This is a genomic window from Pseudomonas sp. GW821-FHT10C09 (genome assembly GCF_059415465.1).
The window spans coordinates 167,082-182,221 of the sequence record NZ_JBWKNG010000007.1 but is presented as its reverse complement, the minus strand read 5'-3'; the positions used below and the strand labels follow the sequence as shown (position 1 = coordinate 182,221).

General features: G+C 60.4%; 10 protein-coding genes. 9 read left to right on the top strand and 1 reads right to left on the bottom strand.

The window, feature by feature from the left end:
• Positions 1-2: 2 nt before the first annotated feature.
• Positions 3-788, bottom strand: coding sequence for a phenylalanine 4-monooxygenase (phhA, locus tag AC07N8_RS09290; RefSeq protein WP_493143187.1), 786 nt, complete (start codon positions 786-788; stop codon positions 3-5).
• Between the two features lie 414 nt (positions 789-1,202).
• Here phhA and AC07N8_RS09285 point away from each other — a divergent pair, with 414 nt between their 5' ends.
• The 9 genes from AC07N8_RS09285 to AC07N8_RS09245 all read left to right on the top strand — a co-directional run bounded on the left by AC07N8_RS09285 (position 1,203) and on the right by AC07N8_RS09245 (position 15,108).
• On the top strand, positions 1,203-2,765 hold the full coding sequence (locus tag AC07N8_RS09285) for a sigma-54-dependent transcriptional regulator (RefSeq protein WP_483840731.1): 1,563 nt from the start codon (positions 1,203-1,205) through the stop codon (positions 2,763-2,765).
• 264 nt (positions 2,766-3,029) lie between these two features.
• Positions 3,030-3,770, top strand: a complete 741-nt coding sequence (locus AC07N8_RS09280; protein ID WP_483840732.1) for a flagellar basal body rod protein FlgF — start codon at positions 3,030-3,032, stop codon at positions 3,768-3,770.
• A gap of 45 nt (positions 3,771-3,815) precedes the next feature.
• Positions 3,816-4,601: a flagellar basal-body rod protein FlgG gene (flgG, locus tag AC07N8_RS09275; RefSeq protein ID WP_027922324.1), complete on the top strand. Its 786-nt coding sequence runs from the start codon at positions 3,816-3,818 to the stop codon at positions 4,599-4,601.
• 52 nt (positions 4,602-4,653) lie between these two features.
• Positions 4,654-5,349, top strand: coding sequence for a flagellar basal body L-ring protein FlgH (gene flgH / locus AC07N8_RS09270; RefSeq protein ID WP_493143185.1), 696 nt, complete (start codon positions 4,654-4,656; stop codon positions 5,347-5,349).
• A gap of 27 nt (positions 5,350-5,376) precedes the next feature.
• Positions 5,377-6,465, top strand: coding sequence for a flagellar basal body P-ring protein FlgI (locus AC07N8_RS09265; protein WP_493143253.1), 1,089 nt, complete (start codon positions 5,377-5,379; stop codon positions 6,463-6,465).
• A gap of 12 nt (positions 6,466-6,477) precedes the next feature.
• The gene (gene flgJ / locus AC07N8_RS09260; protein WP_493143183.1) at positions 6,478-7,773 is read left to right on the top strand and encodes a flagellar assembly peptidoglycan hydrolase FlgJ; all 1,296 of its coding nucleotides are present in this window, start codon (positions 6,478-6,480) and stop codon (positions 7,771-7,773) included.
• A 23-nt stretch (positions 7,774-7,796) separates the two neighbouring features.
• Positions 7,797-9,863 carry a flagellar hook-associated protein FlgK gene (flgK, locus tag AC07N8_RS09255; protein WP_483840735.1) on the top strand — a complete coding sequence of 689 codons (2,067 nt, stop codon included), beginning with the start codon at positions 7,797-7,799 and terminating at the stop codon, positions 9,861-9,863.
• Positions 9,864-9,876: 13 nt separating this feature from the next.
• On the top strand, positions 9,877-11,442 hold the full coding sequence (locus tag AC07N8_RS09250; protein ID WP_483840736.1) for a flagellar hook-associated protein 3: 1,566 nt from the start codon (positions 9,877-9,879) through the stop codon (positions 11,440-11,442).
• A 93-nt stretch (positions 11,443-11,535) separates the two neighbouring features.
• Complete coding sequence (locus AC07N8_RS09245) at positions 11,536-15,108, top strand: glycosyltransferase (RefSeq protein WP_493143181.1); 3,573 nt, start codon at positions 11,536-11,538, stop codon at positions 15,106-15,108.
• Positions 15,109-15,140: the final 32 nt, after the last annotated feature.

The window sequence follows — 15,140 nt, the reverse complement described above, 5'->3', positions numbered from 1 at the left end:
GATCACGCAGCCTTTGGTGGAAATTTCGGGGTGTGCAAGCCCAGCTGCATGCCTTGCTTGACCATGCTCATGATGTCTTCATGAGCCACATCAAACAGACGCTTGAGGTTCGGCAAGACAAAGTACAGCGGCTGCAGGATATCGATGCGATACGGCGTGCGCATGCATTCCAGCGGATCGAATGCCTGATGCTCAGGTTCGTTCGACAGGCAGTAAACGGTTTCTTTTGGAGAGGAAAGAATGCCGCCGCCGTAAATGCGCAGGCCATCAGCGGTATCGACCAGGCCGAACTCGATGGTCATCCAGTACAGACGCGCCAGGTAAACGCGTTCTTCCTTGGTCGCTTGCAGGCCAAGTTTGCCGTAGGTGTGGGTGAATTCAGCGAACCAGGGGTTGGTCAGCAGCGGGCAGTGGCCAAAGATCTCGTGGAAAATGTCCGGCTCTTGCAGGTAGTCCAGCTCTTCGCGGGTACGAATAAACGTTGCCACTGGAAACTGCTTGTTCGCCAGCAACTCGAAAAACGTCTGGAAGGGGATCAGCGCTGGAACTCGGGCCACTCGCCAACCGGTGGTTTCACCGAGGACTTTGTTGATTTCACCGAGTTGCGGGATGCGGTCGTGGGGCAGACCGAGTTTTTCGATACCGTCCAGGTATTCCTGGCACGCACGGCCCTCGATCACTTTCAGTTGACGAGTGATCAGCGTGTTCCACACCGCATGTTCTTCAGCGGGGTAGTCGATAAAACCTTGCGCATCGGGCTCGCGAGCCACGTACTGCGTCTGCTTCATGCTGCTCTCCTGCGAGGGGATTTCGTTCTTGTTATGTGCTGCTATGGACCTAGAAATACCCCAAGGCGTGCGGCGTTGCAGCAGGTGTGCGGCGCGCTTTGTAGGAAAAATCGGCGTTTTACGTAAAGTTTTCGTTACGGATTGCGGAGAAAGTCGTGTCTGCGGCGATTTCCGGGTTTGAAAAGGTCGATGGGTGTCACATAATCTTGACGACTATCTTCACGTTCGACTGAAAAATTCTGCAGGGCACGTTCAATTGAGCGCTGCGATTCCCTGTGGGAGCGAGCCTGCTCGCGAAAGCAGTGGATCAGTCAATGTTGATGTCGACTGACTCACCGCGTTCGCGAGCAGGCTCGCTCCCACAGGGAATGTGTGCAGGCATTGACCTCATTTATCGTTTTTCGGGCCATTTATATGCGTATCAAAGTCCACTGCCAGAACCGCATCGGCATCCTGCGTGACATTCTCAACTTGCTGGTGGAGTACGGGATCAACGTTGCCCGGGGTGAGGTCGGCGGTGAGCATGGCAATGCGATCTACCTGCATTGTCCGAACCTGATCAACATTCAGTTCCAGGCCCTGCGTCCGAAGTTCGAATCGATTGCCGGGGTGTTTGGCGTCAAGCGGGTAGGGCTGATGCCCAGCGAACGTCGGCACATGGAGCTCAATGCCTTGCTCGGCGCCCTGGAGTTTCCGGTGCTGTCGATCGACATGGGCGGCTCCATCGTCGCGGCTAACCGTGCGGCGGCGCAGTTACTCGGGGTGCGGGTGGATGAGGTGCCGGGGATTCCGCTGTCGCGTTACGCCGAGGATTTTGATTTGCCGGAACTGGTGCGCGCCAACAAGTCGCGAATCAACGGGCTGCGGGTCAAGGTCAAGGGGGATGTGTTCCTGGCTGATATCGCGCCGCTGCAATCGGAACATGACGACAGCGAGGCGATGGCCGGAGCGGTGCTGACGCTGCACCGTGCGGACCGGGTAGGGGAGCGCATCTACAACGTGCGCAAGCAGGAACTGCGCGGGTTCGACAGCATCTTCCAAAGCTCGAAAGTCATGGCCGCGGTGGTGCGCGAAGCCCGGCGCATGGCACCGCTGGATGCGCCGCTATTGATAGAAGGCGAAACCGGCACCGGTAAAGAATTGCTGGCGCGCGCCTGCCACCTCGCCAGCCCGCGCGGGCAGTCGCCGTTGATGGCGCTCAATTGCGCCGGTTTGCCGGAATCGATGGCCGAGACCGAATTGTTCGGCTACGGCCCTGGCGCCTTCGAAGGCGCACGCGCCGAAGGCAAGCTTGGGCTGCTGGAACTGACGGCGGGCGGTACGCTGTTTCTCGATGGCGTGGGCGAAATGAGCCCACGCTTGCAGGTTAAATTGCTGCGCTTTTTGCAGGACGGATGCTTCCGTCGTGTCGGCAGTGATGAAGAGGTTTATCTGGATGTGCGGGTGATCTGCGCCACTCAGGTGGATTTGTCCGAGCTGTGCGCCCGGGGCGAGTTTCGCCAGGATTTGTATCACCGCTTGAACGTGCTGTCGTTGCACATTCCGCCACTGCGTGAGTGCCTCGACGGCTTGACGCCGCTGGTGGAGCACTTCCTCGACCAGGCCAGTCGGCAGATCGGTTGCCCGCTGCCGAAATTGGCCCCGGCCGCGATGGAGCGGCTCAGTCATTACCACTGGCCGGGCAATGTCCGGCAATTGGAGAACGTGCTGTTCCAGGCGGTTTCGCTATGTGAAGGCGGGACGGTCAAGGCCGAACATATTCGTCTGCCGGATTACGGTGTGCGTCAGCCGCTTGGCGATTTCTCGCTGGAGGGCGGGCTGGATGCGATTGTCGGGCGCTTTGAGAAAGCGGTGCTGGAGCGGTTGTACTCCGAGCATCCGAGCAGTCGGCAACTGGGCAAGCGGTTGGGCGTTTCGCATACGACCATTGCCAACAAGTTGCGTGAGTACGATGTCGGCAAAGAGCCCAATGCCTGACGCACGGCGGGTCTTTTGTGGCGAGGGAGCAAGCTCCCTCGCCACAGGTTGCCAAGCGCCAGTCATGAAGGCCGACAGTTGCCACCCACCGGCATGACACCGCCGGTTTTTCGACTTTGACACAATCCCCCATTCCCCTCTGAAACCCCTCAAGTCCTTTGTTTGCCGGGCCCGGCGCCGCCAAAAAAAAGTTGGTCTGTAAATTGCTTATCGCTCATCAGTACAGCGGTGGGCGGCAAACGTCCGGCATGCAGAGGAAAGAGTGTGGACAAGTACCTTTATGTGGCAATGACCGGCGCCAGCCAGAATGCACTGGCGCAGAAGGCTCATGCCAACAACCTGGCAAACATCTCCACCAACGGTTTTCAGAAGGACCTGGAACAGGCCCGTTCGATGCCGGTGTTTGGTGACAGCTTTCCGGCGCGTGCGTTTGCGATGACCGAACGCCCGGCCACCGACTTCTCCCCTGGTTCGCTGGTTGAAACCGGTCGTGATCTCGATGTCGCGGTGCAAGGCAACGGCTGGATCGCCGTGCAGACCCCCGATGGCGCTGAAAGCTATGTGCGCACCGGCAGCCTGAACATCGACGCCCTGGGCGTGCTGCGTGCCGGCAACGGCATGCCGGTGATGGGCAATGGCGGTCCGATCGCCGTGCCGCCCGAGCAGCAGATCGAAGTCGGCGAAGACGGCACCATCAGCATCCGTGCGATGGGCGAAGGCCCGCGTGTGATGGCTGAAGTCGACCGCATCAAACTGGTCAACCCTGACCTGAAGAACATGACCAAGGGCCTGGATGGTTCGATCCACACCAAGGACGGGAAGCCGGCGCAAGCCGACTCCGGCGTCAAACTGGTGTCCGGGTTCCTTGAGTCGAGCAACGTCAATGCCGTGGAAGAAATGACCTCGGTATTGGCTTTGTCGAAGCAGTTCGAGCTGCACATCAAGATGATGAACACCGCCAAAGACGATGACCAGGCCATGGCTCGGGTCTTGCAGATCAGCTAATTATCAGAACGTCGCGCCGTAAAACAGGCGCACGAGGAGAATCGAATGCTTCCGGCTCTATGGGTTGCCAAAACAGGTCTGTCCGCCCAGGACACCAACCTGACCACTATTTCCAACAACCTGGCCAACGTGTCGACCACGGGTTTCAAACGTGACCGCGCCGAGTTCCAGGACTTGCTCTATCAGATCAAACGCCAGCCTGGCGCCCAGTCGACCCAGGACAGCGAACTGCCGTCCGGTCTGCAAGTGGGTACGGGTGTGCGCATCGTCGGCACTCAGAAAAACTTCACCGCCGGCAGCCTGCAAACCACCGAGCAGCCACTTGACCTGGCGGTCGACGGTCGCGGTTTCTTCCAGATCCTGCAGCCGGACGGCACCACGTCGTACACCCGTGACGGTACGTTCCACCTCGACTCCAACGGTCAGATCGTGAATGCCAGCGGCTTCGCCCTGGAGCCGGCCATTGTGATTCCGAACGACGCACAGACCTTCACGGTCGGTCGCGACGGCACCGTGTCCATCACCGTTCCGGGTAACCCGGCCAACCAGGTGATCGGCAATCTGCAAACCGCCGACTTCATCAACCCGGCCGGTCTGCAGGCCGTGGGGAACAACCTGTTCCTGGAAACCGCTGCTTCCGGTGCGCCGCAAGTTGGTACCCCGGGCCTGAACGGTTTCGGCACCACGCTGCAGAACACCCTGGAAACGTCCAACGTCAGCACCGTTGAAGAGATGGTCAACATGATCACCACTCAACGCGCTTACGAGATGAACTCCAAGGTGATCTCCACCGCCGACCAGATGCTCTCGTTCGTAACGCAGAATCTGTAATCAAGTCTATGAGGCGACCATGAGGTCGCCTGCAACACCGTGAGGTAGGGTCATGAATCGCTTTGTATCTGTTCTGGCACTGAGTGGGGCTGTTGTGCTCGCGGGCTGCGTCCCATCGACGCCCAAGCCCAATGACCCGTATTACGCGCCGGTGTTGCCGCGCACGCCGTTGCCGGCTGCCGCAAACAATGGCTCGATTTATCAGGCCGGTTTTGAACAGAACCTGTACAGCGACCGCAAGGCGTTCCGGGTCGGTGACATCATCACCATCACCTTGAACGAGAAGACTCAGGCGAGCAAAAACGCCAACTCGCAAATTGGCAAGAACAGCAAGGCCAGCATCGGTCTGAGTTCGCTGTTCGGCTCCACGCCCAACACCAACAACCCGTTCGGCAGTGGCGACCTGAGCCTGGACGCCAGCTATGAAGGCGACCGCGCGACCAAGGGCGACAGCAAGGCGGCGCAGGGCAACACCCTCGTCGGCTCGATCACCGTCACCGTGGCTGATGTGCTGCCCAACGGCATCATCGCGGTACGCGGCGAGAAGTGGATGACCCTCAACACCGGCGACGAGCTGGTGCGGATTGCCGGTCTGGTGCGCGCCGATGACATTGCCACCGACAACACCGTGTCGTCGACCCGCGTCGCCGATGCACGCATCACCTACTCGGGCACCGGTTCGTTTGCCGATGCGAGTCAGCCAGGCTGGTTCGACCGTTTCTTCCTCAGCCCGCTGTTCCCTTTCTAGGTGGCCAGTTTGAATCTTAAACACCTCATGGTGGCCGCCCTGATGCTGTCCGCCGCGTTCAACGCGCAGGCCGAGCGGCTGAAGGATATCGCCAGTATTTCCGGCGTACGTTCCAACCAATTGATCGGCTACGGCCTGGTGGTCGGGCTTAACGGCACCGGTGACCAGACGACGCAGACGCCTTTCACCCTGCAGACCTTCAACAACATGCTCTCGCAGTTCGGCATCAAGGTACCGCCGGGTTCGGGCAACGTGCAGCTGAAGAACGTCGCAGCGGTCTCGATCAGTGCGGACTTGCCGGCGTTTGCCAAGCCGGGTCAGCAGGTCGATGTCACCGTGTCCTCGATTGGTAACTCCAAGAGCTTGCGCGGCGGCACCTTGCTGCTGACCCCGCTCAAAGGTATCGACGGCAACGTCTACGCCGTCGCCCAGGGCAACCTGGTGGTTGGCGGTTTTGATGCCGAAGGTCGTGACGGTTCGAAGATCACCGTCAACGTTCCGTCGGCCGGTCGAATCCCTGGCGGTGCGTCGGTCGAACGTTCGGTGCCAAGTGGTTTCAACCAGGGCAACAGCCTGACGTTGAACCTCAACCGTTCGGACTTCACCACTGCCAAGCGCATCGTCGACAAGATCAACAACATGCTCGGCCCTGGCGTTGCCCAGGCCATTGACGGCGGTTCGATTCGCGTCAGCGCGCCGCTTGATCCGAGCCAGCGTGTCGACTACCTGTCGATCCTCGAAAACCTTGAAGTCGATCCGGGCCAGGCGGTGGCGAAAGTCATCATCAACTCGCGCACCGGCACCATCGTGATCGGCCAGAACGTCAAGGTGTCACCAGCTGCCGTGACCCACGGCAGCCTTACCGTGACCATCACCGAAGACCCGATCGTCAGTCAGCCAGGCCCTCTGTCCAATGGTCAGACGGCTGTTGTGCCGCGCTCGCGGGTTAACGCCCAGCAAGAAGCCAAGCCGATGTTCAAGTTCGGTCCGGGCACCACCCTCGACGAAATCGTCCGTGCGGTGAACCAGGTCGGCGCGGCGCCGGGCGACTTGATGGCAATCCTCGAAGCACTGAAACAGGCTGGCGCATTGCAAGCCGACCTGATCGTGATCTAAGGGACCGTCGTCATGGATATGCGCAAGAGCGGTCTGGTCAGCAGCAGCGACTCCGGTTCCTATTCGGACTTGAATCGCCTGAACCAGCTCAAGGTGGGCGACAAGAACAGCGACGGCAACATGCGCAAGGTAGCGCAGGAGTTCGAATCGCTGTTCCTCGGTGAGATGCTCAAGTCCATGCGTTCGGCCACCGAAGCGCTGGGCAAGGACAATCCGCTCAATACGCCGGCGGCCAAGCAGTACCAGGAAATGTACGACCAGCAGTTGGCCATTTCCATGTCCCGCGAAGGCGGTGGTATTGGTCTGGCAGACGTGCTGATGCGGCAGATGTCGAAGAACAAACCGCTGGCGCCGGGCGAGGCGGCAGCGATGTCCGCGGCCAAGCAGGAAGCGGCGAAAGCCGCCGTGCCGACGCCAATCGCGGCAGGCACTGTGGCCACTGATGGTCCGCTGTCGCGGCTCAATGGTCAGCGTCCGTTGTGGGCTTCGCGTTCAGTGAAAGCGCCGGCAGGCGAGGGCACGCATCGCAATGACATGGAGCTGATCAACCAGCGCCGTCTGGCCTTGCCGCCGAAACTGGCGGATCGCTTGCTCGCCGGTCTGGTACCTTCAGCCACGACAACTGCGGCAGCGGCGCCGAGCAAAACCCTGTTGCCTGAACGCGCCACGACGACGGCCACCACCGGTGCTGGCCCGCTGTTCAACGGCGATTGGCTGGCCTCGCAAACGGACAACAAGTCCAGCGGGCAGATGCAGATTTACGGCCGTGCGATGGCGCAGATTCCTCTCGCGCCACCGAAGAAAGCCTTCAGCTCCGCCGACGAATTCGTCAACACCATGCTGCCGATGGCCAAGGAAGCCGCCGAGCGCATTGGCGTCGATCCGCGTTATCTGGTGGCCCAGGCTGCGCTGGAAACCGGTTGGGGCAAATCGGTCATGCGCGCCCAGGATGGCAGCAGTAGCCACAACCTGTTCGGCATCAAGGCCGGCACCAGTTGGAAGGGTGATTCGGCGCGAGCCATCACCAGCGAATTCCGCAATGGCGAGATGGTCAAGGAGACGGCTGAGTTCCGTTCCTACGACTCGTACAAAGACAGCTTCCATGACCTCGTGACTTTGCTGCAAACCAATAATCGCTATCAAGATGTTGTGAAGTCGGCCGATAACCCAGAACAGTTTGTACGCGAGTTGCAGAAAGCCGGGTATGCAACCGACCCGGATTACGCAAGCAAGATCTCGCAGATAGCCAAGCAGATGACGAGTTACCAAAACTACGCTGCGGCGGGCGCTTCCACCACGCCTCTATAGGCACAAGGCATAAGGTCTGAACCATGAGTTTGCTCAATATCGGGATGTCGGGTCTGGCCGCTGGCCAATCCTCGTTGATGACTACCGGCAATAACATTGCCAACGCCGACACCGCCGGTTATTCACGCCAGCAAACCGTGCAGGGCACCAAAGCCTCGAATCAGTTCGGCAACGTCTACATCGGCAGCGGCACGACCCTGGCCGATGTGCGTCGCGTCTACAACAGCTACCTCGATGCGCAATTGCAGACCACCACTTCGCTCAATAGCGATGCGGCGGCCTATGCCGGACAGATCAGCCCGCTCGACGCCTTGCTGTCGGACAGCGGCACCGGCCTCAACGGCGCGCTGACCAAGTTCTTCGCCTCGGTGCAGAACGTCAACGCCAAGCCGGGTGACGATGCGTCCCGTCAGTTGCTGCTCAGCGATGCCCAGGCCTTGAGCAACCGTTTCAACTCAGTGTCCGCCCAGTTGACCGCGCAGAACGCGAACATCAACGGCAACCTGACGAACATGGCCGATCAGGTCAACAAACTCGCCGCCACCGTGGCGCAGTTGAACCAGAAGATCTCCGAAGTTTCCAAGTCCGGCGGCATGCCGAACGAGCTGCTCGACGCGCGCAACGAAACCGTGCGTCAGCTCTCCACATTCACCGGTGCGCAAGTTATCGAGCGCGACGGCAACCTTGATGTGTACCTGGGCAGCGGCCAGCCGCTGGTCATGGGCGGCACCGCCAGCACCCTGCAAATGGTGCCGAGCCAGGCTGATCCATCGCGCATGGGCATTCAGCTCAACCGTGGTTCGAGCACCGTCGACATCACGTCGGTGATGACCGGTGGCGAAATGGGCGGTCTGCTGCGCTATCGCAGCACCGTGCTGGACCCGGCCATGAACGAACTGGGGCGCGTGGCCCTGGTTGTCGCCGACCAGATGAACAGTCTTCAAGCCCAGGGCATCGACAAGAACGGTGCGTTCGGTTCGAACCTGTTCAACAGCATCAACAGCGCTGCGCAGATGGCCGACCGCAGCGTGGCCACTGTCGGCAACAGCGTCGGTTCCGGCGACTTCGATGTGAGCATCGAGGACAGCGGCAAGCTGACCATCAACGATTACAAAGTCACCTTCACCAGCGCCACCAACTACACAGTGCAGCGCCTGCCTGAAGGTACCGCGATGGGCGCTTTCAGCACCCTGACCACGCCGCCGCCAGTGATTGACGGTTTCTCGTTGAAGCTCAGCGGTGGTGGGGCCGCGGCCGGTGACACGTTCAAGATCACGCCGACCCGCAACGCGGCGACGAACATCAAGACCGAGATGACCGACTCCAAGCGTCTGGCCATCGCTGCACCGCTGAGCGCGGCGATTGCGCCGGGCGGCAGCGGCACCCTGACTATTTCGTCCAGCGGCCAGCCAACCCTGACCACGCAGTTCGACATCTACGACACGGCCACGACCGCCCTCATTCAGAGCGGCATGAACACTTCCATGCCGGTCAAAGTGGTGTTCGGTGCCGCAGCGGCCGACGGCTCCAGCCAGCCTTACCAGTTGCTCGACGCCAAAGGCGTGCAGATCAGCACCGGCACCATCAAGCCGAACCAGAACAACACCCTGAGCCTGACCGTGCCTCTGAAGGACGGCACGGGTGCGCCGATCATGGACCCGGGCCCGCCCGCCGTGCAGCGTACCGTCAGCTTCGACATGACCGTGGCCGGTTCGCCGGGCACGGGCACTGCGATCGATATCAACATCGCGCAGCCAGGCACCCTGGACAACCGTAACGGCACCGCACTGGCAGGCTTGCAGACCAAGCAGGTGGTGGACACCGGTACCGCCAGCAAGGGTATTTCCCTGACTGACGCCTACGGCAAACTGGTTGAAGGTGTCGGCGCCAAGGCGGCCCAGGGCAAGCTCGACAGCGCGGCAACCGGCGCCATTCTGGACAACGCCAAGAATGCCCGCGACTCGCTGTCCGGTGTCGACCTCGATGAGGAAACCGGCAACCTGGTCAAATACCAGCAGTACTACACCGCCTCTTCGCAGATCATCAAGGCTGCGCAAGAAATCTTCAGCACACTGATCAACAGTCTTTAAGGAGTCGTAGCCCATGCGCATTTCTACCGCCCAGTTTTACGAGTCCTCTGCTGCCAACTATCAGAAGAACTTCTCCAACGTGGTCAAGAGCAGCGAAGAGGCGAGCAGCCTGGTTCGCGTCAACACCGCGGCCGATGATCCGGTCGGTGCCTCGCGCCTGCTGCAATTGGGTCAACAGGCCTCGATGCTTGATCAGTACAAAGCCAACACCAACACCCTCAAGGCGACCCTGGGCCAGACCGAGTCGGTCATGACCAGCATCACCAACGTGCTGCAGCGCGCCCAGGAACTGGCCATCGGTGCCGGCAACGCCGGTTACACCGACGCCGACCGTCAAGCCAACGCTTCGGAACTGGGCGAGATCGAAGGTCAGTTGCTGAGCCTGATGAACAGCAAGGACGAGAACGGCAAGTACATCTTCGCCGGTTCCAAGGGCGACACCGTCCCGTTCACGCAAAACGCCGACGGCACCTACAGCTACAACGGTGACCAGGTAACGCTCGACTTGGCAGTCGGCGACACCATGTCGATGGCCACCAACAGCACCGGTTGGGAAGTGTTCCAGCAGGCGATCAACACCAGCCGCAGCCAGGTCACCATGACCGCACCGGCGGTGGATGACGGTCGCGTGGTCCTGTCCAATGGTCAGGTGTCGTCGAACGTGACCTACAACAACAAGTTCCGCGCAGGCGAGCCGTACACCGTCGATTTCGTCAGCGGCACCCAGCTGAAAATCACCGATTCGGGCGGCAACGACGTGACCGCCGAAGCGAGCCAGGGCGGTGCGTTCGACCCGACGACCAAAGCCGGCCAGACCGTGTCGTTCCGTGGTGTCGACCTGAACCTGAACATCAACCTGGCGGCCGGTGATACCGCTGCCACCGTGTTGCCGGGCCACACCTTTACCCTGGCGGCCAAGCCTGACACCTTCACGGCGACCCGCAGCCCGGGCAACCCGACAGCGACTCAGGTCACCGCGAGCAACATCACCAACCCGGCGAATTACCACGCCAGTTTCCCGACCGGTTCGGCGGTGATGAAGTTCACCAGCGCCACCGCGTTCGACCTGTATGCCGCACCGTTGACGCCTAACAGCCAGCCTGTGTCTTCCGGCACTGTGGTTGCCGGCGTCGCCACTGCCTCGGGCGTGAGCTTCACCCTGGCCGGCACGCCGGGTGCGGGCGATCAGTTCAGCGTGGCTGTGAATACTCACGAAACCCAGAACATTCTGGACACCGTGAACCAGCTTAAAACCGCACTGAACACGCCAATCAACGGCAACCCGATCGCGATCCAGAAGTTTCAGGCAGCACTGGCCTCCGGCATCGGCAACTTGGCGAGCGGCAGCGATCAGTTGTCGACCTCGCTGAGTTCGGTGGGCGGTCGCGGCTCAGCCCTCGACACCCAGAGCGAAACCAACCAGAGCCTGGTCCTGGCCAATACCCAGACCCAGTCGGCGATCCGCGATTCCGATCCAGCCGAAGTGATGACCCGCCTGACCTTGCAGCAAACCATGTTGCAAGCGTCGCAACTGGCCTTCAGCAAGATTGCTCAACTGGGCTTGTTCAACAAGATCTGAGTCTGTGTCTGTCGAGCTACCAACCGTCTTTTCCTAAGCGGTTACGCAGTCTCTGCCTGAAAGGGCAGAGGCGCGCCGCTCGAGAGTTCTGTCGTGAATCAACGCCCTCTAGTCAGCATCGTCATCCCCGCCTTCAACCCGCGCTTCTTCAGTCAGGCGCTGGAAAGTTCGCTCGCTCAAAGCTATGAGAACGTTGAAATTGTCATCTGTGACGATTCGTCCTCCGACGAGATCCAGAAGATCGTCAAGTCGTTTGCCGACCCTGCACACCCTGTTCGTTACCTGCGCAACCCCAAGCGCCTGGGTTTGCAAAAGAACGTGCTGCGTTGTGTCAAGGAAGCGCGAGGCGAGTTCATCAAGGTGCTGTGCGATGACGACCGGCTGTTCACGCCGAGCATCGAGTTGCAAGCCCAGGCGCTGATCGACTTTCCCGAGGTCACCCTCGTGTGCGGTTTGCGCATGATGAGCGATGCCAATAATTTCATCCTGCCGCCACGCATTGATAACTGCCGCTTTTCGCCCCTTGATGCAGTGCTCAAGGGCGACGACATGTTGGAGATTTTCGAGAACACGCCGAAGAACTTCATCGGCAATTTCAGCTCGACCCTGATGCGCCGTGCCGATGTGCTGGAGCTGTTGCCGGCGCTGACCCAGGAAGGCACGGGTTTTGTCGCGACGCTCGATTTCGCCTTGTTCGTGTGCCTGCTGCGCCGCGGCAACATGGCAGTGCTGAACACCGTGCTGAGCACTGAGCGCCTGTACCCGGAACGCCTGAGCAAGACCACGGAAATGACCCGGGCCGCCGTGCAGGAATGGGAATGGCTGATGCAAATGCTGACCTCGCGCGGAGGCGAATCGGCCCCTGCGTCAGGTTGGGTGCGCTGCGTCGAACTGAGCAAGGCGCTCGAAGAACCGCGCCAGTGGGAAGAGTTGTGCGTGGTGCGCGTGCTGGGCAGTCGCAACACCGTGGTCAACGGCCGAGTGGGCGGGAACAGCGACAGCTATGCCGAGTTCTATCGCGAGTGGCTGGCGAGCCGCCAATTCACTCCGGCGGAAACCCGGCACATGCCGGAAACGATAAGCCGTTGGGCCGTGCGTGCGAACCTGGTGCCGATCATCATCGACACCGAGTCTGACAACGTCGCCCTGAACGCCACGCTGGCCAGCCTTGGCACGCAACTGTATGCGCCGCAAGCGGTGGTGGTGCTGTCCAACGCGAACTGCGATGGCGCCGATAACGTGCTGCAATTGCCGCTTGAGGATAATTGGGCACACCAGCTCAATGGCGTGATTCCGCAACTGGAAGGCGCACATTGGTTCTACCTGCTGCGCGCGGGCGACACCTTGCGCGAGTCGTCGTTGCTGGTGTTGGCCGAGCGCATTGCCGGTACGCCGGGCATGCTCTGCGCCTACAGCGATGAAGGCGCATTGGTGGAGGGTGAGTCCGCCGAGCCGGTGTTCAAGCCAGGCTTCAACCTCGACCTCATGCGTTCCTACCCATACGTCGGGCGCACCTTGGCGTTCGAGCGTCAGCGCTTTTTGGCGGTGGGCGGTTTTGATTCGGCTCACGGCGAATTGGCCCCGCACGATTTGCTCTGGCGCCTGGCGGAAGAAGCCGGGTTGCACACCATCGAGCACATTGCCGAGATTCAGGTGGAGTCGGCGCAGACCTATGCCGATTGGCTGTCGTTGCCTGAGGTGATCGAGGGCAGCGAAGCCGTCGTCAGTGCGCACCTGGACCGCATCGGTCTCGAACACCAGATTCGCAACGGCGATTTGCCGCTGCTCAAGCGTATCGATTATCTGCACGCGCACCGGCCGGTGGTTTCGATCATCATTGCCGCAGGCGCTTCACTGGGCGCTTTGCAGCGCTGCACCGAAAGCCTGATCGAGCAGACCTCGTACACCGAGTACGAAATCCTGATTGTCGATGAAGGACGCGGTGATGCGGCGATGGCCGAGTGGCTGGGCGCGATGTCTCAGCTGGGCGCCGCGATGCTGCGCGTGCTGCGTTATGACGGGCGTACCGGCGAGGCGGCTCTGGTCAACTTCGCTGCCAGCCAGGCGCGGGGCGAGTACCTGTTGACGCTCAGCCCGCGTAGCGTGATTTACGCGGGCGACTGGCTCGCCGAAATGCTCAATCATGCGCAGCGCCCGGAAGTCGGCGTGGTCGGCGCGCGGTTGCTCAATTCCAGTGGCGCGATTGTCTCCGCCGGTTTGATTCTGGGGTTGGCCGGGCCTGCCACGTCGGCGTTTCTCGGCGAGCATGCCAGTGCGCGAGGCTACATGCAGCGTCTGCAAGTGGCGCAGAACTGGAGTGCGGTCAGCAGTGATTGCCTGATGGTGCGCAAGGAAGTATTCGACAGCCTCGGGCAGCTGGATGAGGCTGAATTCAACCTTGGGCTCAGTGGTGTTGACCTGTGCCTGAAGGCAGATAAAAACGGTTACCTGATCGTCTGGACACCGTTTGCCACGGTGATGATGGGCGAAGACGCGGCGCCAGCCCTGACGCAGGTCGATGTTAAGGCGCAGGTGGCCGAGCAGGAAAGTTTCTACCTGAAGTGGCTACCGAAAATCTCCCGTGATCCGGCGTACAGCCCGTCGCTGACCCTCGGTGTGACGAGCTTCAGTCTGGAGCCTTCGCTGCGTCACAACTGGAATCCGTTCTGCCATCGCGACCTGCCGCTGATTCTCGGTTTGCCGGTCAACGAATCGGCGATCGGGCACTACCGCGTGACCGCGCCGCTGGCGGAGCTTGAGGCGGCGGGGCGGGTCATTTCGCGGGTGGCCTACGAGTCGCCGTCGACGGTGGAAATCGAGCGTCTGTCGCCGGACACCATTATTTTGCAGGGGCGCTACAGCGAGGGCTCGGCGGCCGACATTCTGCGGATGAAGAAGTACTCCAATGCGCTGCGGATTTTCGAGCTGGATGACTACATTGTCAGCACGCCGAAAAAGAACAGCCACGCGCGCAACAAGCCGGCGAACACGGAGCAGATGTTGCGTGAGGGGATTGGCTTGTGTGATCGCGTGGTGGTGACCACGCAGGCGCTGGCCGATGTGTTGTCGAGCATGCACAGCGAGATTCGTGTGGTGCCGAACATGTTGCCGCCGGAGCCGTGGGCGACGTTGACCAGTCAGCGCCGCACTTCGAAAAAGCCGCGGGTTGGTTGGGGTGGCGGTACGAGTCATACCGGTGACCTGGAGATCATTGCCGATGTGGTTCGTGAGTTGGCCAATGAGGTGGATTGGGTGTTCTTTGGCATGTGTCCGGATGCTTTGCGTCCGTACATTCATGAGTTCCATGGCACCATCGATCTGCAGAGCTATCCGTATAAGTTGGCGAGTTTGAATCTTGATTTGGCGTTGGCGCCGTTGGAGTTTCATATCTTCAACGACTGCAAGAGCAATTTGCGGTTGCTGGAGTATGGGGCTTGTGGGTATCCGGTGATTTGCACGGATACCCAAGCGTATGACGGGTTTCTGCCTTGCACGAAGATTCTGAGCAATAGCACTGAGGAGTGGTTGCAGGCGATTCGCATGCACCTGGCGGATCCGGATGCGAGTTATCGCATGGGGGATCAGTTGCGTGAGGCGGTGCATCGGGATTTCATGTTGCGCGGGGATAATCTTCAGCACTGGTTGTGGGGGTGGTTGCCGGACTGATTTTTTTTTCGGTCTGTGTGTATATCCGTTTC